This window comes from Nostoc sp. DSM 114161, assembly GCF_052692665.1.
This window is the reverse complement of record NZ_CP195141.1, coordinates 7,875,958-7,898,882: the sequence shown is the minus strand read 5'-3', so window position 1 is coordinate 7,898,882 and position 22,925 is coordinate 7,875,958. Positions and strand designations below refer to the sequence as shown.

The following is a 22,925-nucleotide window of genomic DNA, read 5'->3' as shown; positions in this document are numbered from 1 at the left end:
GCCGTGTTTCCACCCCAGACGCTTTTTATTCTTAACTTGCTCCTCACACACAACTAGAAGATATCACTGTGCAACCAAAATGCGAGTGTAGTAAGTGACACTTTGAAAACTGCACCACAATCAAATTCTTATACATAAATTAAAAAGCGTCTGGGAGTGTTGCCGTGTTTCCACCCCAAACGCTTTTTATTCTTAACTTGCTCCTCACACACAAGAGAATACTACCACTACTTCTATAAAAAGGCAAGTATATTGAATAACAATTTTTTAAAGTTTTATGACCAATGAAATTTTTTATACACAAATTAAAAAGCGTCTGGGAGTGTTGCCGTGTTTCCACCCCAAACGCTTTTTATTCTTAACTTGCTCCTCACACACAAATAAAAGATATCACTGCTTCTATCAAAGAGCAAGTATTTTGAGTGACACTTTTAAAACTGCACTAGATTAGAGCCAAAAAGTTAGTGTAAAAAGTGACGTACACCAGTTAAGACCATTACTAAACCCAAGTCGTTAGCAGCTTTGATGGAATCTTTATCGCGCAAACTTCCGCCTGGTTGGACAATGGCCGTAATTCCTGCTGCTGCGGCTGTTTTGACTGAATCATCGAAGGGGAAGAATCCATCACTGGCGAGAGTTGCGGCTTTGGCTTTTTCTCCGGCTTGTTCTAGGGCAATTTTCACTGAGCCGACGCGGTTCATTTGACCGGCACCTACTCCTAGTGTAGTGCGATCGCTTGTCACAACGATCGCATTAGATTTCACATGTTTGCAAACCTTCCACGCAAACAGTAATTCCGCCAACTCGTCGGCAGTGGGTTGACGTTCGGTGACGACTTGCCATTGACTAGTGTCTGCAATGATGTCATCGCTAGTTTGGACGAGAAAACCACCCGCGATCGCTTTTACTGTTTCTTTAGGGCCGCCGCTCAAATCTGGTAAAATCAAAACCCGCACGTTAGATTTCTTACCTAAAATTTCTTGGGCGTCCGCTTCGCAACCTGGTGCAACCACACATTCTAAAAATGTTTTAGTTAACTCGCTGGCTGTAGCCGCATCTATAGGACGGTTGAGTGCCACAATGCCACCAAAGGCAGATGTAGAATCAGCATTGAAAGCTTTTTGATATGCTTCTGAAATAGTACTTCCCAGCGCCGTACCACAAGGATTTGTATGTTTAATAATCGTTGCTGCTGGCGAATCAGTGAATTCCGCAATAATTCGGCGTGCAGCTTCCAAATCGACCAAGTTATTGTAACTCAGTTCTTTACCTTGGAGTTTCCTAGCGGCTGCCCATCCCGTTGGCGTAGTACCAGTTTGATACCAAGCGGCGGGTTGGTGGGGGTTTTCGCCGTAACGCAGAGATTGTAATTGCGTGCCGCTAAGAGTGTATTGTTGTGTTTGTGCGAGGTAGGATGCGATCGCTTGGTCATAACTCGCAGTATGCAAAAATCCTTTTAAAGCCGCCTTTTGGCGAAACTCTAAAGACGCTTCGCCGTTATTTTGTCGCAATTCCTCTAAATACTCGTTATATTGTGCCGGGTCGCATAATACAGTTAAATGAGCAAAGTTTTTCGATGATGCCCGCAACATTGCCGGGCCGCCGATATCTATCTGTTCGACAGCTTCAGCTAATGTCACCCGTGGTTTAGCAATAGTTTCCTCAAAAGGATAAAGATTCACCACTACTAAATCAATCGGGCGAATTTGGTTATTTTCTAAATCTGTAATATCTTGAGCAACATCCCGCCGTGCTAAGATTCCGCCGTGAATTCGGGGATGTAGCGTTTTAACTCGACCGCCTAAAATTTCTGGCGAACCTGTATAATCAGCAACCTTGGTAACTGGGAGTCCCGCATCTTTGAGTGCTTGGGCTGTTCCCCCACTGCTGATTAAATCAAAGTCGAATTCTTCAACCAAGCTACGGGCTAGGTCAATTAAACCAGTTTTATTAGATACACTCAGCAGTGCTAGACGCGCCATCGATCGATTCCTTAAAAGTATGCTGGGAGCGAAGGATCTCAAGTTTTGCATAAGCCTTGGCTCAGTTCAAGACCATGAGGAATAAATAGCGTTAATAAACATCTGGTCATTACCTTTCTCAATTAAGACTGCTACGGATGGCAGGCATTGTGCCAGAGCGACCTCTATTCTTCCTCTTCTTCTTCCTCATCCATAATATCTAATTCACTTATCTAATTAATATATTCTTCATGATATTCTCGCTGCTTTAGGAGCCTGTCTACTCCATCAAGATTAATTTTTTTAGAATATCTCTTGCTAATTTCATACCTTTTTTATTCATTGTCAGAGTTGTTTTTCTTTCTGATATTTCTAACAATCCCTCTGCCACTAGTGTATCAATTATCTTAAATTCAAATCCATTCCAAAAGCTAACTCCAGTAAAATTTTCTTTAGACTTGTCACGATTATTGTTATTGTTAAGGTACTTATTATGATTATCTCCACTTGAAAGGTATATAATCATTAGGTATAAAGGTTTCATGACTGCGTAATGCTCTTGAAAAATCCTTAAATTTTCTTGTTGTATTTCAAATTGGTCTACAAAACTACAAGCTTGGCTGTAAGCATCTCCTTTGGTATTAGAAAACCCAGTTATTTTTTCTAAATTTGGTTTTTTAGTAGACTGTGCGATAAATTTTTTGCCAAAAGTATCTGATTCTGAAAGTTCAAAAACAACAATTTTCCATCCTTTTCTATTTTCAATGCGTATTTCTTTTTTATTTGCCAGCAATCTTTCTTCTTCTGCTTGCTCTTTTGCTTTTTTCTCTAACAACTGTCGTTCACGTTCTGCTTTTTCTCTAGCCTGTTTGCTTTCATAAGCATCATCAGGAATATTTAGTTCTTTATTAACCTCTGTCCAAAATTGACTATCTTTTGCATATAGACCTTTTTTAGTCAAGCTATCAATAAATTCTTGACCACAGACTTGAATAGCATTTTTTTTCAATGCTGATAAGTTAGTGAATGCTTCAAAATTTTTCTTATTCATTTTTTCAACAAAAATGAGAATTTACATTTATATTTATTAATTTTTTCTTGTGTATTACAAATACACAAATTTTGATTGAAATAGTATTAATTTAATATTTATTTAAATAAATATTATAAACGTAAAATATATGTATCTTGACAGATTAGACACATTTAAGATAGTAAAAATATGTAGTCCATTTGCTGAGGCTGTAAAGTTCAAGCAGATGAAGCAGTCGTAAGACTGAATTATTGAGGAAAAAAATATGCCTTCACAAGGTACTGGCGCTCACGTTGAACCGCGTTCACTTAAGCCTTCTATTGACCTCGCTACAGTCATAGAGTTACTTGCTCACGCTATTTCTCCTAGTAGTAATCAGGCAAATTCAAACCAGCTAAGTCCTCAAGGGATGCAGTTGTTTGAATTTAATGACGAACAAAATAAACGCCTGAGAATACGTACTTCAGCCGTTCTGCGTAGGTTATTTACACAGCCTAAGTTTCAAGAGGCTTTTAACCCTGCTCAAGGTGCTGGATTTATTCAAAACTTATCGATGCCTGCAAATGGTAATAGGTCGCGTGTTGGTGGCTGTTTGAGTGATGGCAATGCTACAAAGTTACCAGGTGCAATAGACAGATTAATAGCTGCTATTGACGAGGCTCTAAATAATGCTGTGCCTTCCGACAACTTATTATCGACATTGCTGTTAGATAACGCTGAACAGCAACTTAAACAGCTTGCTCAAAAGGTAGGTACGCTTTTTCAGAATATGCCTAATACAGCCAACATCGTACCTATAGCATTTAAAGCTGGAGATACTAAAGATAACAAGTCTGTGGCGACAGTTATTTCTGCACGCGAACGTGTTAAAAATACTGATTATTTTGAGCAAATGTGTAGTGCTGCCGCACAATATTTGAAAGACGAACGTGACAACGATGAAGATGATGTTGATTCGTCGATCGCTACTTTGAAGGCAGAAAAAGATAGAGAAGATAGCCAAATTCAGCGTTTTTTAAACTTTATAGATGATGAAGCATTGTCACGAGTCCGATTAACAATTAGCTTTCGGATTATGGAGGCGATCGCAGAAAATGCCCAATCAATTGACGAACTAGATTACCAACTGTTAACAGAATATGTCAATCGAATACTCATTTTAGTAACATTTGCTCAAGAAGAGGATTATACGTTTGATTTAACGGCTCATTTTGGTAGTGCAGCTGAATTCGACTTGGCTGATGAACTTAGTAAAGCAACCTTTTATTATTGTCTAGCTGTTTGGCCTGAGTGGAAAACTCAAATTTTTGAGAAAAAGACTGATAATCAAGTTGAGCGTGAAGTATGTTATCGTTTTCGAGTCAATGGAGACAACCCAGAATCAGGTAAACCTGCTTTTGAAGTACGAATTGAGAAAATCAAAGAATATTTATTGAGTGATGATGAAGATTCCTTACAAAAACCTTGGGAACTTCGTCGTCGTTTAGCTCAACTCATTTTTTTGGCAGTCGTTGTTCCTAAACAAGGTGAAGCCTCGCTAACTAAAGAATCACTAATCGATGTGGTGAATCAACTTCGAGCAAATTTTAAATCGCGGGGTGAAGACGCTATTCGCCAGACTTTAGACGAATTACAAGAACGCTCTGAGTCAATGAAGTTAATTGCCAAAGCACTAACGAAAGTATTGCGAGACAAGAGCCAAAAAGTTATATCCCAAGTTAAGAATCACTCCTCACAACAATTTATCTGTGTTAAAAACAGCATTATTAATTGGGATCGGCTAGAAGGAGCAACACCAGGTGTGAAAAAGTTGCTTGTAGAGCCACAAGAAAATTCCAGCGAACAGGTTGAATGGTTTAAACATATTGAAATTTGTGAGCAACCAGCAACATCAGGACTTCTATTCTCAGTTGAGGTTACTGCCGAGCTTTCGGAATATGACTTAATAACTAAAAACACACTTAGTCAAATACAGGCAAAGCGTTTATTGCCACAGAAACTCCTACAAGTTTGTTGGGTTCCTTGTTCTTTTAAGAAAGAAAGCAATGTATGGACTTACAAATTGTCTGAGAATGCCCCAAAAGCAAAAGAATGGCTACTCTCAGCTGCAATTAATGTAGAATACGATGTTGAGATGTTGAAGCGGCGACCGGATACAAAAAGTGCTGAGGAAAATAAACAGTATCATGCAGCCGCAGTTACGGCGTTTGCCGTACTGGTTTACTGCTGCTTGTGGCAAATTATTACACGATTGCAAAAACGTGGTCAGAAGGAAAAATCTGTTGACTTTACAACCTTAATGCTGCGGCTGCAAGAAACGGGAAAACAACTAGGTGAAGATAAAGACAAGAATGGTGATGCTTATGTTTATGCCGCAGCCCAAACCTTGGAAGCTATATTAGGCGAAGATACTCCTATCAGAATGCAGGGACTTATCCTAGAAAATCTGGCTAAAAAAAATGATACGACAAAATTTATTAAATCTGGTACTTTTAAAGCACTATTAAGTGCGTTTCCACTTTGTATCAGTTGCCCAAATTCTGATTCAGTCCCCAAGATTGGTTTAATTTCTTATGCAAGCCGTCCCTGTAACGAAGTAAATTCTCTCAATGATAGTGAAAAAGCTTATCTTTTTCTCACTCAAAGTTATATTGCTACAGGCGTTAGTGAACCCTTCATCGGTTATGAACTCAAAAGAGAACGGATGCAGTCTGATGTGCTTGACTCTCCAGAACAGCTGAAAACGCAACGCCTAGTTCAAGAAGAAATTCGTCACCTCAAAACCCAAGGATGCCAGCACATTATTTTATTAGCTCATGCTTATGGCGATCGCCGCATTAATCGAGCCGCAGATTATAATTCTTCTTTAATACCTACAGAATTTTTAGAAGAAGTCTTTCAAACATTTCCTAATATCAACATTTACCCAATGGTGCGGGATGTATTTCCAGCTACACGCTTGCGCGATCGCGGGTACAATGAAGCAGCATTTGAAATTTTGCAAGCTGAAGACCATACAAGTTTCTGGAATTCTGTTGCAACTTCAGAAGATTTTCGTGATTTTATTCCGGTTTATACCTTTGCTACACTTTATGCTATTCAAGCAGAAGAACGCATACAATCTGGTTTCTGCATTTATTTTCTGGTTTCGGATACCAAAGTTCGCAGTCTTAACTCGATTCAACGCGCTCGTCAGCATTTAATCGATCCTGATTTAGACTCTCCTATTCATCCCTGCTTACTAACTGTACTCCGGGGCTTGCATTTTATTGAAGCTGAACGAGGTGTGTACAAAAGTCAACTTAGCCCAGTACTAGATCCATTTAGTTGGATATCGCCTAATACAGTTGAAGAGGCTGGGGAAGTCAAAGTTCTTCATACCCGTCGTAAGGGACAGGTATTACTTAATTATCGCGCTGTCCTCACCTACGTTTCTCAAGTTCTGCACAGAAAGTAATGGAATTATCTTTTCTAGAAAAAGCCTCTATTTGGGGGCAGGTATTTGAAATCGCTGTCAAACGCGGTGTTTTGCAACAGTTAATTCACCGAAACTTACTCTTGAAAGAGAATAAGGTTTTCCAGCTTTGGCAATCTCACAAAAATAAAGATATCTCCCAAGAATTGGTAAAAGCATTCAAACTGACAGATGCTAATACTAAAGAATGGGTAGAGACAATGCTGCGTCATCTGCTGGTACTCGGCTATGGTTTAGGTTGGACAGCAATGCGTGAGTGTCTCAATCATAGTCAAATTAGACAACCTAAACTAAAAGCAATTTGGTGTCCGTTGACATTTTCAGGACAGCAAATGCTACGAGATGAAGAAAAAGAAGCGACAGCAAAAGCATTTCAAGAAACTTTCAATATACCAGGGAAACCAGATGAGAATTTAGTTAACCGAGGACAACCAGCCAGAGCCGATTTTATTTTATGGTTGTCTAATGAATATATCCCCCACAGAAACACACAAGAAGAGCAAGTCATACCCTCTAAAGACTTTAAAACTGATTTCTCTCAGCCAAAAGATTTAAAACGCAAAAAAATTGAGAACTTAATTATCTGCTTGGAATTTTCTTATAACGCACCCATCAAATTTGCAGATTTTCAAAATGAAACACCTCATAGAGAAGAAATGAGTCGCTATGCGCGTTATATGGAATCACGAGGGGTGTTCTCTAGAGTTTGTGCAGAGGTTGAGGGTGAAGAATTTTCACTCTCTAAAAGGTTAGAAAACTTTCTTTCAGCATTTAGCGGTCAAGATAAACCATTATTTAAGCTCTGTCAGGCATCATCTTATACAGCTCGTCTGATTGATGTATTACGCAAGCATCAGCTATTAGAAGGAAGTTGTCATGCTAGAGCGATCGCTGTCACATCCAATGGTATTGAAAGTCTTGCTGCTCATTTCTGGGGTGTGGAACCAGAACTAGATACTAGAGCAAAGTTAATGAAATCATTGGGACAAGCATATCGCCAGGCTAAACATTCAAATGATGATGTGCCACTCGATCTAGATGCAGAAATCCAGCTGGTGTTCAAGCGGCTCTTGAAAGGGCTACCGTCTGACTTGAAAGCACAAGCAAAGTCTCTAGCTGAAAACCCAACTCTAGGCCAATACTCTCACTTTCTCTTTCAGGAGAATGTGAGCGAATTTTACAACCCAATGGGTGAAATTAGCAAGGTTGAGGCGATCGCATCTATTGAAGACCACGAAGCATTACATCAGTTTTTTGGAAGCAGCCCATTTACACAAATAGCTAATTTTGTCAATGAAATCAATCCCAATCAGGAAACAATTCGTCTACGAGAAGTACATGAGGCAGCTGTTTTTGCTGGTATCACTGCTGCTCAAGTCGGTAAAATTAACGTCCTAGCATTGGAAGGAAATCCGGGTATTGGTAAAACTACTGCTGTGATGAAATTTCTTAAGCAACAAAAGCAGCAGGAGCGAGGTTTCTTGTTTTTGTATCTCAGTCCACGAGTTGTCATTAATCGAGATGTCACCGACAAACTTGCTAGAGAAAACGAACAACCCACAGGGATATTAACCATCACTAGTAATAAAAATTTGATTGATGCAGCTCCCGAATGGTATAGAAAACAGGTTCAGCAAAACAATTTTCCACCTCACAATATCGATAGTGCTGTTGTTGTTGATGGTATTCAAAACCTCACACGTCCTCTTAGTAATATCTTCTTCCTAACCCCAGAGCAAGAACTTGATATTGATTGCCATATAGTTGGCTCGAATAAAATTAAATGCCGTCTCAACGAAAGAGATTACAGCATAGAATCTCTTTACAGTCCTGGTGTATTGGGTACGATAGCAAAGTCAGCCCAAACATTGCTCAAAGCCAACCCCCAATTGAATCAACTGGTTATGACTGCTGCTATTCAAGGTTATCGGACACTCAACGATCAATCAACCACAGTTAATGCCTTCACCAATTTGTTTGTACACAAAGATATCAGTAAGAAGACTGCAAAAAAGGAACGTTCAGAATTTGCAAACAGAATTCCTACTATAGTTGTCATGGTAGATGAACTTGCTGGCGATGGTGCAGGTGCGCCCTTTGTCCGTAAGTTAGCAGAATGGTTGGAACAGCAATTTATTCAACCGTTTGATACAACTCCATCTCCGTTTAAAATTGTGCTGATTCTGGCTGATGCCTCACTCAGCAATGAAGTTGTGTTAGATAGCTTTTTGAATTCGGGCGATCGCGCTCCTGATAAAGTTTTAATTAGTCAAAGTCGGGGTGAAGCACCTTTTCGGGTGACAGGGAGTGATAGAAGAACTGGCTTGAAATACCCAAAACTGCACATCATGACAAATAGTTACCCCGCCAGTAAACTCAGCATCGATTACAGTATTCGGCTGTCTCCCATTAAACCAGGTCAAAATAGTGACGGTACAGAGCAGACCATTAGACAAGCAATTCGAGAAAAATCAGAAGAAGAGACGCTAATAAATGCCTACTTAGAAATCAAGGATGGCTTACACAAGGGAGCAGAGCAGTTAATATTCTTCGCACAGGATAAAGCTTTTCTACGTCAGTTACAGGAAAAATTGACTACTGGTAAAGAAGCTCTCCTAAAAAGGGGAGAAGTGGAAGTTTTGGATCAAAGTGTATCACCCGATCAGCGATTGAAATTAGTCAAGCCGCCACGACGAGATGAAGTTAGAGTTTTTCTGATGACTTCTTCAGGCGCAAGAGGTGTTTCTTTCCCTAAAACAGATTGCATTATAGCTGCAATTCCTCGATTTAATATTGAAGCCGCTTTAATGGAAGTCGCGCAATTAATTTATCGGGGTCGAGGAATGTATATAGATTCAGAAACCGGAATGGAAGTTTCTGGAGATAACAAAGCTAGACGCTTAGTAATGCTAATCAATGATTTCATCATTGAAAGAGAGGACATCGACCCTAAAAGACTATGGTTGCGTCAGTCCAGCGATTTATTGACTTTGCTAGTAATGTTGCGCTCTACAATTCATACCCGCATTAAAGGTGATGCAGGACTTAATAGAAACCGAATTGCATTTGTCCCCGTTGGTTCTGTTGGGGATGAAGAATTGTTGCGTTTGATGTCTGATGATTTATTAGATTTCTTGCGTGAAGCTAAATTTTTTATCAGCGATAGTCATCCTCAAGAAGCAAAAGCAATTGTTAAAAGGGCGGAACAGTTATCTACAAGCATCTTTAAACATTTTGATTTGAGAGGTCAATCATCAGAAAGAAATGCCAAGTCTTATGCAAATTATCAAAACTTACAAGCTTTAGTTAAAGCTGTGTCTAGGATTCAGAGTTCTTTATTACCATCTTTAGATAATGATGCCCTAGAGATACCTGATAGTCTAACTTGTATAGGCCCTTTCTGGATAGAAGATTGGAGCGATCGCCAAACTGAAGAAATATTTAGCTTTGAAGCATGGAAAGCTGATATTAAACAAAATAGTAGTCGTCTTCTAGGTTCTCTAAAAGAAATTGCTGAAAGCAAGAAATTCAAATTTCCCTCAAAACTCAAACGTCCTGCTAACGAATTATATAAACTGTTGAGTCGGGAACAAGAAGGATTTGTGATTGAATCTTCCACGCGTCAAGCCTTGAAAACCAAAAACATAGTTATTGGCTTACCTCTAGACTATCCCCATTTCTGGAATGAACAATCAGAAGATGATACCCGCCAACAAGTATTACAAGATCCACAAGCCTGGAGAAGTTCGCTAGGACGTTCTCTAACTCCTCAAGGCTTAATCATTCCTGTAGTACCTCACTATCGAACATTTCCTTGGGTAGCTGTGGCAGGCAGACGGATTTTTACACAATTGGAAACAGTTTTTAGCGATCGCTATTTTATGGCCTCTAATGAATTGAATCTTCTAAACACCATCCTGCTTGAAGATGAAGTAGATAACAAATAGTTTATGCCCAGGATGGGCTATAGCTACGCAAAATTCATATTTTGGTTTCAGAACTGATTCGTAAAGAAAATCTTAAGGGTACTCAAATCGTTGCTAGATCTAATACCAATTCAAAAAATGTTTGCGACAGATAGGGCATTAAGGATGAAATCATAACTAGTCAAAGAAGCAGCAATTTCAGGAGTCAGTTCAGCCAGAAGTTGAGCAACTTGAGTTCGCAGATGCTCAAGGTTATCAAATAGCTCCCATTTCAAGTATTGCTTGAGATATTCCCAAACGCGCTCTATGGGATTCAGTTCCGGAGAATGGGCAGGCTGGAACAAAAGAACGATGTTCTCTGGAATTTGTAAACGTTTAGCTTTATGAAATAAGCCGTTATCAACTTGGAGGACGTTGAGTGATTTGGCTGTATTAACTCGAATTCCTGAAATCTTTATAAGGCAAGCGTTTTACTTGAGTTTACAAATTAGCTCTCACAGCGATCGCCAAATATAAAATATTGCTTGTTTCCGGAAACGCTACCTCGAATTGTGGAGTCTATGTATTATAGAAATAATACTTTGGTACAAGTATATGTAGTCCCTGGTCTCAATCAAATTTAGTCAATGGCGAATAATAACCATTCTTAGATAACAACCTCTAGGAAACTTACTTATTCGTGACACTCCGCTACGAAATTATTTGATTGCAGTCACCGAGAAGAATCATGGAACAAATTTATAAATATCCACGTACCCATCACATTGAAGGGTCGCGGTTGCAAGCTGGGGATGAAGATCTTAATAGCATTCCTTTTAGTGCTATCAAAAATCAATATGTAGTAGTTGAAGAAAAAGTTGATGGTGCAAATGCAGCCATTAGCTTTACAAATGATGGGCAAATTCGTCTGCAAAGTCGGGGACACTATTTAACTGGTGGGGCGCGGGAAAAGCACTTTAACTTGTTTAAACAGTGGGCGCACACTCACGCAGCAGCGTTTTGGGAAGTTTTGGGAAGTCGTTTTATCCTCTTTGGGGAATGGCTGTATGCGAAACATACAGTGTTTTACGATGCCTTGCCCCACTACTTTCTGGAGTACGATGTCTTAGATTTGGACAACCAAGTATTTCTGAGTACCAAGAACCGTCAGCAATTACTTGCTGGCTTACCCCTGGTTTCAGTACCCGTATTGTTTGCTGGTGAACTGCAATCTTACAAGCAGCTGATTGAGTTGCTGGGTGAGTCGCACTATCAAACTCCGGGACACTTGCAACGTTTTGAGCAAATTTGTCAAGAACTGGGGCTTGATGTTGAGCGTTCTCTCAAACAAACTGACCAAAGTTGTTTGATAGAAGGTTTATACATCAAAGTTGAGCTAGGAAACATCGTTACTCATCGCTATAAATATGTGCGTTCCAGCTTTTTAACGACCATTCTGCAATCAGATGGGCATTGGCTCAACCGTCCGATAATACCAAATCAGCTGTGTGTTGGGGCTAATTTGTTCGGATGACCTTGCTTGTGAATGACGGTTATAAGTTATTAAAAATACAACTAACTTAATAAATTTGAGGTTAGAGATATGAGTACTTTGGTGCAATCTTGGTCATTTCCTTATTGCCCCAGCGAAAGCGACTCGTCGATAGATTGGTCGGCATTGGAAGCAGAATTTGATTGGTTGCGATCGCTTGCTGATTGCCCCCAAGATCCACGTTACCATGCTGAAGGCAATGTTCTCATTCATACAAAATTAGTATGCGAGGCATTAGTGGCATTACCTCAATGGCGGGCGTTACCAGCTCAAGAACGTTCTGTGTTGTTTGCTGCGGCTTTGCTGCACGATGTTGCCAAACCTGCTGCTACACAAATAGAAGCAGATGGTTGTATTAGTTCCAAAGGTCATGTACTCCAAGGTGCAAAAATGGCACGGGAAATTCTCTGGGATTTGCATGTACCCTTCCGCCAACGAGAAGCGATTGTGGCTTTGGTGAAATACGGCAGCTTACCCTTGTGGTTTTGGGACAAACCCAACCCCGAACGGGCTGTTATCAAAGCCAGCCAAGTTATTCGTTGTGATTTGCTAAGTTTGCTGGCAGAAGCAGACGTTAAGGGTCGCTACTGCAACGACCAAGCAAATTTATTCGAACGAATCGAATTCTTTCGGGAATTTTGCCAGGAAAATCACTGCTTTGAGCAGCCGCGAGTATTTCCATCAGCACACAGTCGGTTTGTTTATTTTCAGAAAGAAGATGGAAACCCAGACTATGCAGCTTATGACGATACGCGCTTTCAGGTGGTGATGATGTCAGGATTACCCGGTTCGGGAAAAGATACTTGGATTAAAGAAAATCTTCCTGACTGGCAGGTAATTTCTTTAGATAAACTGCGAAATTCAATGGGGATCGACCCTGAAGACGATCAGGGCGCAGTTGTAAATGCAGCCAAAGAAATGGCCAAACAATATATGCGAGATGGACAATCCTTTGTTTGGAATGCGACCAACATTAGCCGTCAAGTGCGGGGGATGCTAGTTCGCTTGTTTGCCAGTTATCAAGCCAGTATTCGGATTGTGTATTTGGAAGCACCTTGGAAAGAACTGCTGAGAAGAAATGGCGATCGCACCGCCAAGCTTCCAGAAAAAGTACTTTACCGCTTGAAAACTCGCCTAGAAGTCCCCGATATTACCGAAGCACATACAGTAGATTGGATCGTCGAGGAATTTTGACCTTTTTTCTTGTAGGATGGGCGTCTCGCCCGTCCTAGAGCGAGATTCCCAAATCACAAACTGTATTAAATACAATTAATCCCACCAAAAAAACAAGTTGTCACTTAAGCCAAGACTTTCGGCTAAACGTTCCACAGAACCACAGCCTTGGTCTACAATATCAGGACAAAAATCATACATGCGATCGGCAAGTTCTTCAGGGTCTTGAATAGGAGTGAGGAAGTGACCTTCAAGGGTATCATGGGCAACCAAGGTCAAAATAAAAGGCTGTACTGCTTCAAGTTCTCGCAGCCATTGGACAACATAACCAGGGCCAATACCGCAATTACAACCATTTGTTTGATGTAAGGCAATGGCATCATATTTATCTGTAGTCGGCAAAACATAAAGTTGTTTGGGCCCTTCTGCATCGTGATATTTGTCTGGCTCGTAGACAAAGCAACCCCGTTGTAAAAATTGTTGTTGTAAATCTTCTGTTTTTATGTGACTTCGGCGTTTGCTGTTTACATGAACTTGAAACCAGCCAGGGATATCATCATACATGGGTACTGGCTGACTGCCACAAATTTCACCTAAATCTGCAACTGCTTTTTGATATTCAGGATTTTGGGCAGCTTGGGAAAAGTTTGGACGGGGTAGTTCTGCTCCCCAACGTTCATTATCATTACTGTCGTTTTCTTCATTATTTTCATCTTGTTCATCCCATCGTCGTTTTTCGACACCATATTGAGCCAGCAGTTCTATAACCTGATGATGGTCAAATAAATCAGCTAAAGTCATAGCTGTATCGCCATCTTTGGAAACAGCATTGACATCAGCACCCGATTCAATCAGCATTTGAATTAGCTCTAAATGTTCTTGTTTTTGTACTGCTTCCATTAAAGGAGTGTGATGTTCATTATTTTTAGCATTGACATCTGCTCCTGACTCGATGAGAAATTTTGCCAGTTCTATATGGGTATTTCTCAAAGCCATCAAAAGCGGCGTATCTCCCGCTATATCTTGCTGATTAATGTTTACTCCTGCCTGGATTAATATTTGCACAACCTCTAGATTTCCATTTATGCAAGCAAGACACAGCGCATCTCTTCCAAAACAATCTCTTGCTTGAAGATTTGCTTGATGCGCCACTAAAACTTGCACGATATTTTTATAGCCTTTACTTGCTGCCAACATTAAAGAAGTTATGCTCAAGGAAAATCCCATTGCAATTAATGACTCATAATCGTCTGAAATAATCCCACGAGGTTGTCGTTGATTGGCATCAACAATATCACTGGCATTAATATCAGCATCGGCATCAAGCAGCAAATTTACAATCTCTAAATTTCCAGTTGATGCTGCTAATATTAACGGCGTGCGATTCCTCGTTTTTCTCCTTTGGTCGCGTGCATTGACGTTAGCACCTCTAGCCAACGACTCACGCACCGCTGCAACATCTCCCTGTTCCGCAGTGTTCAGCAGATGTTCCTCTGGACTTACCCTTGGTGCATCTACACCAAACTGACGCAGAACTTCTAGAACCTGATAATGCTCGTTTCGCACTGCCCAATCATAGGCTGATAGTCCTTCGCCATCTTTACGGTAAGGGTCTGCACTTGCTTCTAACAAAACTGCTAATGCTTCTGCATGAGCGCAACGTGCTGCGAGAATTACTGGGAAGGTATCGACTGCAATTTCTGGTTCCGGAATGTTGGAATTGGTAAGCTTTGCCCGATTTGCCGCAATATCAATAGACTCAATTGTTTCGCCTACTTCAGATAATGGTGCATCTGAGGTTTCAACTGCGTCGAGTTTGTTAAAGGCTTTACCAATCGTTTCTAGAGTATCGAATGCTGGTTTGAATACAGATCCAGCTTGCTTGTAAATTGTTGCACGGTTTATTGTAATACTTGATGTCAAAACATTTACATCTGCCCCAGCAGCTATCAGCGCCCTAATTACTGCTGCCGAACCTTGTGCTGCTGACATTGCGATGGGTGGTACACCGTTATACTTTGTTGTTTGGGTTGGGTTAGCACCTGCGGCAATGAGTTTGAGAGCGATATCGAAGTTACCATTTTTAATCGCTTTTAGTAAAGGAGTTGAAAGCATACTGCCATTATCAACATCAGCACCCGCAGCAATTAACAAATCAATTATTTCCGCATTTCCTACTCTGGCTGCTTCTTCTAACGGACTTCCAGAGTATGTAGACACATTCACATCTGCACCCTTGGCAAGCAAAACTCTGACGGTTTCCACTCGATTTGTCATCACTGCCCAAACTAATGAGTGTCTGAGTGAGGGATCGTCGGCACCCGCTTCAATTAACGCACATTTAATTTCATCTGGGCCGTAGCGTGCCAGTTCATAGGCTGTTTCATCTCCTTTTATGGTATTTGGATTTGCGCCTGTAGCAAGTAATTCTTTTACGCGCTGAGGATCGCGGGACTCAATAGCGGCAATTAGCTGCTCGTCCATAATATTTTATACCTAAATAATTGGAGTTATCTAGTTATTTTGCCCATCTAACTCCAACTACCGTCTGTTAATATCTAAAGTTTATTGCGGAAAAACCTTTAGGCGATGCTGGCGATAGATAACTCGACCCTTGTATCTACAGGTAACACTACATCTTTGTTCTAAGTGTCCTTGGCGTATGACACCTACTATACCTGAAATAGCTAATGCTTCTTCTTGGTAGTGGGTAACAAAAATTGCTGAAGTACCTGGGTGGAAATATCACGCAGAGGCGCAGAGGCGCAGAGAGTGGGAGAGAAGAAGAGTTGGTTTTTGTATTTATAATTTGGTATTTTCAATCTTTACCATTAACTGATACTACTAAGCAAGAAAACTTCTTAAAAAAGTAAGTTTTTATTCTCTAGCTAGATGATTTTCCGGGAAGGAAACCTAGTCTTTTTTCTAGGTTTTCTTACCTAAAAATTTGTGAGAGCATTTAAACAAAGCTTAAAGATAATGTTTTTAAATGGATCGCAGATTCTTAATTCTAAGGAGTGCCTAATGGTAGGAAATAGCGAACTCAAGAATAAAGTCGCCTTGATTACTGGTGCAAACAAAGGTATTGGATGGGAAATGAGCCGTCAACTGGGGAAATATGGATTGACGATTTTGATAGCAGCGCGAAATTTAGAAGCGGCAAAAACCGCAGCGAGTAAGTTGCATGATGAGGGAGTATCAGCAGAAGCGATCGCTCTTGATATCACTAACAGTAATCAAATTCAGTCTGCTTTTCAACAGATTAGCGATTCCTTTGGTAAGCTCGATATTTTAATTAATAATGCAGGTGTATTTTTGGATGGCGACTGGTTAATTAGTAATGCCAGTTCTGTTTCTATAGACATTATTCGCCAGACATTTAATACCAACTTTTTTGGCTTAGTTGAACTGACTCAAGTACTGCTACCCTTAATTTTAAAAAGCCCTAGCGGTCGAATTGTCAATATCTCTAGTATTGAAGGCTCATTAACACTTCATGCTACTCCTGATTCACCGATTTATGACTCTAAACCATTTGCTTACAATGCTTCTAAAGCAGCAGTCAACGCCTTTACTATCCATCTAGCCCATGAGTTACACAATACTCCTGTGAAGATTAATAGCGCTCATCCAGGTTGGGTAAAAACTGAATTAGGCGGTGAAGGTGCAATGATAGATGTCACCGAAGGAGCGAAAACTGGCGTTGAGTTAGCAATACTCCCTGATGATGGGCCGAGTGGTGGCTTTTTTCATCTCGGTCAACCAGTTCCTTGGTAAAAACTCTGCCGAAGTGGCATCCGCTTACTGATACGCAAGTCTACTTGAAGAGATAGGATCTACTAAAAGAGTCATATTTTTAGGAGCAGACCTCTGTCTTTACAATTTATCAACGTTCCTACAGCCAATTCTCAACCGCCCGCAGGTTTAATTGTCACTTTGCATGGTTGGGGTGCTAATGCTGAAGATGTAGCATCTTTGTTGCCTTTGCTCGATTTACCCGATTATCAGTTTGTATTACCCAATGCACCTTTTCCTTATCCCTATTCCCCTATAGGGAGGGCATGGTATGACTTGAGAGTAGAAAATATGTATGAAGGGTTGCCAGAAAGCCGACAACTGTTAATAGATTTGTTGCAATCTTTAGAAAGCACTACTGGCGTGCCTTTGTCGCGGACTATTTTGAGTGGATTTTCTCAAGGTGGAGCAATGACTTTAGATGTAGGATCGAAATTGCCCCTAGCAGGTTTAGTTGTGATGAGTGGGTATTTACATCCTAATGCTGTTACAGCAACTAAAGGTGAAATTTCACCGACTTTAATTAGCCACGGGAGATATGATGAAGCTGTACCACTACAAGCAGCATTGAAGGCACGAGAAACCCTAGAGTCTTTAGGAGTAGCGGTAGAATATCACGAATTTGGGACGGGGCATGAAATCGATGCACAAACGTTAAAGGTACTACGCAATTTTATTGTGAATACAATTGCTTAGTTAAGATTACGAATTTTTTATAAATTCTGGTATAAATGCGGAAAAAATTCACGAAATCAATAGCTTCTAATGAGTAAGATATATTGGGAGGCTGCAAAATAACGCAACTTCACCCATGCTGAAGGCGGATGCTGCATAAGGGAGGGGCAAGCATTATGACAACTCTAAGCATTTCCAGGAAAGAAATTGCTGCCATGACTGCGGCAGAGGTAGAACAGCTAGCTACACGTTTGGAACTGGATAACTACAGCAATGCTTTTGAGGGTTTAAATGATTGGCATCTACTACGAGCGATCGCATTTCAGCGTCCAGAGTTAGTGGAACCCTACATTTATCTGTTAGACTTGGAACCCTACGACGAAGCTTAGTTGAGACGCGATTAATCGCGTCTGTACAAGAGTTAGGAGTTAGGAGTTGGATATTAATATTGGTAACTACTTGCTCTGAAGTTACTACTTACTCCTAACTTTTTACCATGACTAATCCAAAATTAAACAGAGTTTTAGTTGCTATAGGTGGCGGTATCGCCGCCTATAAAGTCTGTGAGTTGATTTCGACGTTGTTTAAAACCGGTGTGGAAGTGCGAGTCATCCTCACCCGTTCGGCGCAAAAATTTATTACACCTTTGACTGTCGCCACCCTATCCCGCCATCAAGCATACACAGATGATGATTTTTGGCAACCAATTCACTCTCGTCCGTTGCATATTGAGTTGGGTGAATGGGCAGATGTGATGGTAATTGCTCCGTTGACGGCTAACACATTAGCAAAATTAGCCTACGGTATGGCTGATAATTTACTCACAAATACCGTGCTGGCTTCTACTTGTCCTGTATTGTTAGCACCAGCGATGAATACGGATATGTGGGAACAACTATCGGTGCAGCGCAATTGGCAACAGCTGTCGATCGATAGCCGATATCATGGTATGAGTACAGTATCGGGTTTATTAGCTTGCGATCGCGTCGGTGCTGGCAGGATGGCAGAACCTTCAGAAATCCTAGTTTACATCCAATCGCTCTTGCACACCCAAGGCAAACGAGATTTAGTAGGTAAACGAGTGTTAGTTAGTGCTGGGGGAACGCGAGAATATCTCGACCCAGTAAGGTTTATTGGCAATCCTTCCACAGGTAAAATGGGATTAGCCCTAGCCCAAGCGGCACTCCACCGAGGCGCAAGAGTCACTCTGGTGCATACTCCAGCTAATTGGGAAGTACCATTGGGAGTGCAAGCAATTCCTGTGACGAGTGCAGAGCAAATGCACCACGCTATGGTAGAGTATCTAGCCAACGCTGATATCATTGTCATGTCAGCAGCGGTGGCAGATGTCAAGCCCAGAGATTATAGTACAGAAAAATTGCCCAAGCGATCGCTCCCCCAAGCTTTACCCTTGGAACCCGTACCCGATATAGTCGCCCGATTAGCACAACTCAAACAGTCGCATCAAATATTAGTTGGCTTTGCAGCACAAACTGGAGATATTGTCAATCCTGCATTAGAAAAATTACATAATAAGAAATTAGATGCGATCGTTGCTAATCCTATCGACAAACCAGATAGTGGTTTTGGCAGCGATAATAATCAAGCGATATTTTTAGATATACAAGGAAATCAATTAGAAATTGCACCTTGTTCTAAATTAGAAATGGCGCATCAATTATTTGATTTTGTCACCAACGAATTTTAGATTTTCTATTTTGCCAACAGATGTAGAGACGTTGCAATGCAACGTCTCTACCAAAAAAATTTCTCTGCAACACCAGAAAATGAAACAGTTGTGCTTTTAACGAGGGAGTTAGCCTAAGCTTCTGAGGACTCTTTTATGTAATCACTGTATTGCTGGCTAGAAAGTAAGCCATTAAGCTCAGAAGAATTGCTAAACTTGATTTTTACCAACCAACCTTCGCCATAGGGGTCTTCATTGAGTAGTTCGGGATCGTCAGCAACTGCTTCGTTGACCTCTACAACCTCTCCTTTTACGGGAGTATAGAATTGTCCTACTGCTTTAACCGATTCGATGCTACCTAATTCATCTCCTTGGTCGAAAACCTGGCCAACATTTGGCAATTCCACGAATACAGTTTCACCAAGTTGCCGCTGAGCATAGTCAGTAATGCCTATTTTAGCAATGTTGCCTTCAACCAGAACCCATTCGTGTTCCTTGGTATATTTCAGTTCGCTAGGAACGCTCAACAACGCCAGTTGGAGAATACCAGTTAGCCAAGACTGATTGGTTTGTGGCTGGTTAGTCTGTACAGGTAGCGCTTGAGCGATGGCTTGACTCGCTGCTGGCCAAAATAAGTTGGTGACAAACAAAGTCGCAGCCAGTACCAGAGTAATCGCGGAACGAATTGCGTACTGGCATATCGTTTTGATGAAATTCACGGATAAATTCTTCCTATAATTACAAACAAAAGTAGTATTAAATACTGATATTAAAATGTCAATATCTTTCCAGAGTCCGAAATCCATGAGACAAGTAGCAACCGAGTCATTATCCACTTGGCGTTTCATCCCAATCCTTCAAACATCAGGAGGGATACAAATGGCGATCGATGCTTGGTTGTTCAAACAATGCGAAGAGGGAAAGTATCCGCCTACCTTGCGTTTTTATACTTGGTGTCCCTACGCCCTTTCCTTGGGGCATCTGCAAAAACAATGGCCTGCCCAGTGGCATAATCTGATCTACCAAGGACAGGAACTCGATCTAGTTCGTCGGCCAACGGGAGGTAGAGCTGTTCTCCATCAAGGAGACTTAACCTACGCTTTGATTACCTCAGCTAGTAGTGCAAAAAGCTGGGGTGTTTATGAAAACATCTGTAACTTTTTAATCCAAGGCTGGCAAAAGTTGGGTATTGAGTTAGATTATGGTTCTGCGGGACGGGGTTATATTCATAATCCCAGTTGCTTCAACACAGCAACAGCCGCAGACTTGGTTACCACCGATGGAAGTAAATTCATTGGTAGCGCCCAACGCAAGGGAAGAAATACAATTCTGCAACACGGCTCGATGATTTTGTCCACAGACAAAGGTTTATTTGAAGAAATCTTTGAACAATCAGCCCCCTGGAATAGCTCATTTTGTAACACAAAAGAACAAGATGGCTGGATTGTGAAGATTGTGGATACTTTGACAGAAACGGCAAAACAGTATTTTGGGATAGAATTAGTTACCCAACCATTCACAGAACAAGAATGGGAGGAAATTCTTAAATTGCGATCGCTTTATGAAGTGCGATCGCAGTTAAAAAGTAAAATCTAAAAACTGTTTTAGGGAATAAATACTGTTGATTGACCAGGATAAACTACCTCAATCACACCAGCCCACGCACACATCAATTTAGATGTGTTATTCAGTGCTGGGCTGTTAGCAATCAGAACGGTAGGCGAACCGGGTGCCCAAGGCGCGGGGATTACAGGCACACAAGGCATAGGCGTCAACACCCCCGAAGCAGCTGCTGTGGCAGATGCAACTGCTGGATTTGCTAAAGACGAACACATACCAAAAGGCATGATATTTACCATTGGCTTATTATCCAAAATGTTCGCATCTGGCGTAGCAGTCAACACCCGATTGACGGGTAGAACTACAAACGTGCTTGGTGTCAGCCCAAAACTACACTTGAGGGTTGCGCCGGAACATACTTGCAGAGCCATAATTCATCCCCTCCACAAATCAAGATACAGTTACTTGGATAATGTAGCGTAGCATTCATTAGGTTGTGTTGCATAAACTGAAGAATAAAAAGTTAACATTTTTATTTACATCATTAAGTGTAAACACTTAATGATGTAAATAATCCTAGATAATCAGTTTATTCAGCTTGCCGAAACCCCAGAACAAGCCCCAAAGCTGGTAAAAATAGTGTGGCTGAAATCAAGACATTAAGTAGCAATTGCGAAAGGAAACTACTACCTTGAATTGGGTATAACCCGTATGCTCTATGGCTTCAAGTCACTTTTCTAGATTTTACAATATAAGTAAGACATAAAAATAACGCTTCAATATATATGAAAATACTCTCATCAGAACTAGTGCATTTGGGATTTGGCAAATATGTGCGTTCTGACCAAGTAACAGCAGTTATACCAATAGAAGAGGAGCGAGGCCCAGGGCGACGAACCTTTGTTCACGTTCAAGGGCAAACCGATCCAATTATCGCCTCTCGTGCGGAAGATACCATCATTCGTGATTTGGTCCAAGAACCACGCGAAGTTACCCAAGCCCGTCAACAGCAAGAAATTCTTCAAGATTTATTGGTTAATTTAGCCAATGTTAATTCCACTGTGCGCCGAATTAACCGTGATGAAGGCAGTTTGGATCTTGATTTGTTAGAACGACGAATTAAGCAAGTCCTAGAAAATTAATTGCAGAAATCAGCAAACTTTCATAACGGAGAACGATATTGCTGAATACCATTACAGATCAAGTTTCAGTATCAGATACACAAACAAGATCGCCAAGGTTGTGGATACCTGAACGGGTACTGTTTACACCTGCTGCCCTAAATGAAGTTTGGGGACAGCAGATTCTTTAACGTGTGCAGTCGTCACTCAACTTACCAATAGAAGAACTATCACAGAAGCGCCTGAAGGGACTGCGCGGTGAGTCTAACCGAGATACTTACAACATCACCAAGTGTACCTTAGCAGTGGTTACTGCACCGCCCAGTTCTTGCGTAAGTCCTGATAATAAAAAACCCCACTTGAATGGGGTTGAGGAGCGAAATTTATCGTCGTGATAACTAACTTTATCTACTGCGAAAACCTCCGCTTATAGAGCGAAATTCTCCACTGTCATCCTGTTGAGTGTTTGGAGAAATGGTGGTTATAGCTGATTCATCACCGATGTTGTCTTCTATGTATAATTTAATATCACATGGAGTGTTATTTCTTATTGAGCGTTTGAGTTTTGTGGTAAAAAATAGAGAACCACCAGGTGAAAGGGCGTTACCAGGAAAAATACATATTTTATTACCTACCTCATTCGTCTCAGTCCTAAGTGGGCTTACAACTAAACGATTACCAACAAAGTTTCTCTCGCTCCAAGCACAAACACTGTTTTGTGGACAATTAGCTAGTATAGGTAGTTGGAATTGGGCGTTAGCTACATTGGGTCTTATCCCGCTAGGAATTGTAACAATTGCAGCAGTTATCGCTACAGCTAACCCTGATAGTAATGTTGTTTTCATTGGTTTTAAAAAACGCGTAATTTTGCATAAAGTATTTAATAAGGGCTAACCTACAACTTATTAACAGCCTAGTCAACTTGTTATACTAAATTCCCCACCTTTCTTACCTTTCGCACTTAACCCACTAGAACTTACGCATTGAC

The 22,925-nt window shown here is 40.9% G+C and carries 17 protein-coding genes; 10 read left to right on the top strand and 7 right to left on the bottom strand.

Going from position 1 to position 22,925, the window contains the following annotated elements:
- Positions 1–461: 461 nt before the first annotated feature.
- Both purH and NSTC745_RS33090 read right to left on the bottom strand, forming a co-directional pair.
- Complete coding sequence (gene purH, locus NSTC745_RS33095; protein ID WP_445634813.1) at positions 462–1,982, bottom strand: bifunctional phosphoribosylaminoimidazolecarboxamide formyltransferase/IMP cyclohydrolase; 1,521 nt, start codon at positions 1,980–1,982, stop codon at positions 462–464.
- 259 nt (positions 1,983–2,241) lie between these two features.
- Complete coding sequence (locus tag NSTC745_RS33090; protein WP_445634812.1) at positions 2,242–3,012, bottom strand: hypothetical protein; 771 nt, start codon at positions 3,010–3,012, stop codon at positions 2,242–2,244.
- Between the two features lie 247 nt (positions 3,013–3,259).
- Between NSTC745_RS33090 and NSTC745_RS33085 the strand changes: the two genes are divergently transcribed.
- Positions 3,260–6,451 carry a hypothetical protein gene (locus NSTC745_RS33085; protein ID WP_445634811.1) on the top strand — a complete coding sequence of 1,064 codons (3,192 nt, stop codon included), beginning with the start codon at positions 3,260–3,262 and terminating at the stop codon, positions 6,449–6,451.
- Positions 6,451–10,416 carry a helicase-related protein gene (locus NSTC745_RS33080; protein WP_445634810.1) on the top strand — a complete coding sequence of 1,322 codons (3,966 nt, stop codon included), beginning with the start codon at positions 6,451–6,453 and terminating at the stop codon, positions 10,414–10,416. The genes NSTC745_RS33085 and NSTC745_RS33080 overlap by 1 nt, the downstream gene beginning before the upstream one ends.
- Positions 10,417–10,526: 110 nt before the next feature.
- Here NSTC745_RS33080 and NSTC745_RS33075 read toward each other — a convergent pair whose 3' ends face one another.
- A complete protein-coding gene (locus tag NSTC745_RS33075; RefSeq protein WP_445638740.1) occupies positions 10,527–10,838 on the bottom strand; it encodes a transposase in 312 nt (103 codons plus the stop codon).
- Between the two features lie 284 nt (positions 10,839–11,122).
- Between NSTC745_RS33075 and NSTC745_RS33070 the strand changes: the two genes are divergently transcribed.
- A complete protein-coding gene (locus tag NSTC745_RS33070; protein ID WP_445634809.1) occupies positions 11,123–11,908 on the top strand; it encodes an RNA ligase family protein in 786 nt (261 codons plus the stop codon).
- Between the two features lie 69 nt (positions 11,909–11,977).
- The gene (locus NSTC745_RS33065; protein WP_445634808.1) at positions 11,978–13,120 is read left to right on the top strand and encodes an AAA family ATPase; all 1,143 of its coding nucleotides are present in this window, start codon (positions 11,978–11,980) and stop codon (positions 13,118–13,120) included.
- Positions 13,121–13,195: 75 nt separating this feature from the next.
- Here NSTC745_RS33065 and NSTC745_RS33060 read toward each other — a convergent pair whose 3' ends face one another.
- Entirely contained in the window at positions 13,196–15,583 is a 2,388-nt protein-coding gene (locus NSTC745_RS33060; protein WP_445634807.1) for an ankyrin repeat domain-containing protein, read from the bottom strand.
- Positions 15,584–16,123: 540 nt separating this feature from the next.
- On the opposite strand from NSTC745_RS33060, the gene NSTC745_RS33055 reads away from it, so the two are divergent.
- The 4 genes from NSTC745_RS33055 (at position 16,124) to coaBC (ending at position 19,277) form a co-directional block, all read left to right on the top strand.
- On the top strand, positions 16,124–16,876 hold the full coding sequence (locus NSTC745_RS33055) for an SDR family oxidoreductase (protein WP_445634806.1): 753 nt from the start codon (positions 16,124–16,126) through the stop codon (positions 16,874–16,876).
- Positions 16,877–16,969: 93 nt separating this feature from the next.
- Complete coding sequence (locus tag NSTC745_RS33050) at positions 16,970–17,590, top strand: alpha/beta hydrolase (protein WP_445638739.1); 621 nt, start codon at positions 16,970–16,972, stop codon at positions 17,588–17,590.
- 155 nt (positions 17,591–17,745) lie between these two features.
- Entirely contained in the window at positions 17,746–17,958 is a 213-nt protein-coding gene (isiD, locus tag NSTC745_RS33045) for a protein IsiD (RefSeq protein ID WP_445634805.1), read from the top strand.
- 107 nt (positions 17,959–18,065) lie between these two features.
- Positions 18,066–19,277 carry a bifunctional phosphopantothenoylcysteine decarboxylase/phosphopantothenate--cysteine ligase CoaBC gene (gene coaBC, locus NSTC745_RS33040; RefSeq protein WP_445634804.1) on the top strand — a complete coding sequence of 404 codons (1,212 nt, stop codon included), beginning with the start codon at positions 18,066–18,068 and terminating at the stop codon, positions 19,275–19,277.
- A gap of 113 nt (positions 19,278–19,390) precedes the next feature.
- Here coaBC and gcvH read toward each other — a convergent pair whose 3' ends face one another.
- Positions 19,391–19,975 carry a glycine cleavage system protein GcvH gene (gcvH, locus tag NSTC745_RS33035; protein WP_445634803.1) on the bottom strand — a complete coding sequence of 195 codons (585 nt, stop codon included), beginning with the start codon at positions 19,973–19,975 and terminating at the stop codon, positions 19,391–19,393.
- Between the two features lie 85 nt (positions 19,976–20,060).
- Between gcvH and NSTC745_RS33030 the strand changes: the two genes are divergently transcribed.
- Positions 20,061–20,852, top strand: coding sequence for a lipoate--protein ligase family protein (locus tag NSTC745_RS33030; RefSeq protein WP_445634802.1), 792 nt, complete (start codon positions 20,061–20,063; stop codon positions 20,850–20,852).
- A gap of 8 nt (positions 20,853–20,860) precedes the next feature.
- On the opposite strand, the gene NSTC745_RS33025 is transcribed toward NSTC745_RS33030, so the two are convergent.
- Positions 20,861–21,247, bottom strand: coding sequence for a DUF4280 domain-containing protein (locus tag NSTC745_RS33025; protein WP_445634801.1), 387 nt, complete (start codon positions 21,245–21,247; stop codon positions 20,861–20,863).
- Between the two features lie 354 nt (positions 21,248–21,601).
- Between NSTC745_RS33025 and NSTC745_RS33020 the strand changes: the two genes are divergently transcribed.
- Positions 21,602–21,958 (top strand): hypothetical protein, encoded by a 357-nt coding sequence (locus tag NSTC745_RS33020; RefSeq protein WP_445634800.1) that lies wholly within the window; start codon positions 21,602–21,604, stop codon positions 21,956–21,958.
- A gap of 383 nt (positions 21,959–22,341) precedes the next feature.
- Here NSTC745_RS33020 and NSTC745_RS33015 read toward each other — a convergent pair whose 3' ends face one another.
- Positions 22,342–22,782 carry a peptidase inhibitor family I36 protein gene (locus tag NSTC745_RS33015; RefSeq protein ID WP_445634799.1) on the bottom strand — a complete coding sequence of 147 codons (441 nt, stop codon included), beginning with the start codon at positions 22,780–22,782 and terminating at the stop codon, positions 22,342–22,344.
- Between the last annotated feature and the right edge of the window lie 143 nt (positions 22,783–22,925).

What these genes read in the sequence shown, in the direction of transcription:
- NSTC745_RS33080 (WP_445634810.1), top strand. Translation starts at nt 6,451, where the DNA reads ATGGAATTATCTTTTCTAGAAAAAGCCTCTATTTGGGGGCAGGTATTT.
- isiD (WP_445634805.1), top strand. Translation starts at nt 17,746, where the DNA reads ATGACAACTCTAAGCATTTCCAGGAAAGAAATTGCTGCCATGACTGCG.
- NSTC745_RS33060 (WP_445634807.1), bottom strand. Translation starts at nt 15,583, where the DNA reads ATGGACGAGCAGCTAATTGCCGCTATTGAGTCCCGCGATCCTCAGCGC.
- NSTC745_RS33090 (WP_445634812.1), bottom strand. Translation starts at nt 3,012, where the DNA reads ATGAATAAGAAAAATTTTGAAGCATTCACTAACTTATCAGCATTGAAA.
- coaBC (WP_445634804.1), top strand. Translation starts at nt 18,066, where the DNA reads ATGACTAATCCAAAATTAAACAGAGTTTTAGTTGCTATAGGTGGCGGT.
- NSTC745_RS33085 (WP_445634811.1), top strand. Translation starts at nt 3,260, where the DNA reads ATGCCTTCACAAGGTACTGGCGCTCACGTTGAACCGCGTTCACTTAAG.
- NSTC745_RS33020 (WP_445634800.1), top strand. Translation starts at nt 21,602, where the DNA reads ATGAAAATACTCTCATCAGAACTAGTGCATTTGGGATTTGGCAAATAT.
- NSTC745_RS33030 (WP_445634802.1), top strand. Translation starts at nt 20,061, where the DNA reads ATGAGACAAGTAGCAACCGAGTCATTATCCACTTGGCGTTTCATCCCA.
- NSTC745_RS33065 (WP_445634808.1), top strand. Translation starts at nt 11,978, where the DNA reads ATGAGTACTTTGGTGCAATCTTGGTCATTTCCTTATTGCCCCAGCGAA.
- NSTC745_RS33015 (WP_445634799.1), bottom strand. Translation starts at nt 22,782, where the DNA reads ATGAAAACAACATTACTATCAGGGTTAGCTGTAGCGATAACTGCTGCA.
- NSTC745_RS33055 (WP_445634806.1), top strand. Translation starts at nt 16,124, where the DNA reads ATGGTAGGAAATAGCGAACTCAAGAATAAAGTCGCCTTGATTACTGGT.
- NSTC745_RS33025 (WP_445634801.1), bottom strand. Translation starts at nt 21,247, where the DNA reads ATGGCTCTGCAAGTATGTTCCGGCGCAACCCTCAAGTGTAGTTTTGGG.
- purH (WP_445634813.1), bottom strand. Translation starts at nt 1,982, where the DNA reads ATGGCGCGTCTAGCACTGCTGAGTGTATCTAATAAAACTGGTTTAATT.
- NSTC745_RS33070 (WP_445634809.1), top strand. Translation starts at nt 11,123, where the DNA reads ATGGAACAAATTTATAAATATCCACGTACCCATCACATTGAAGGGTCG.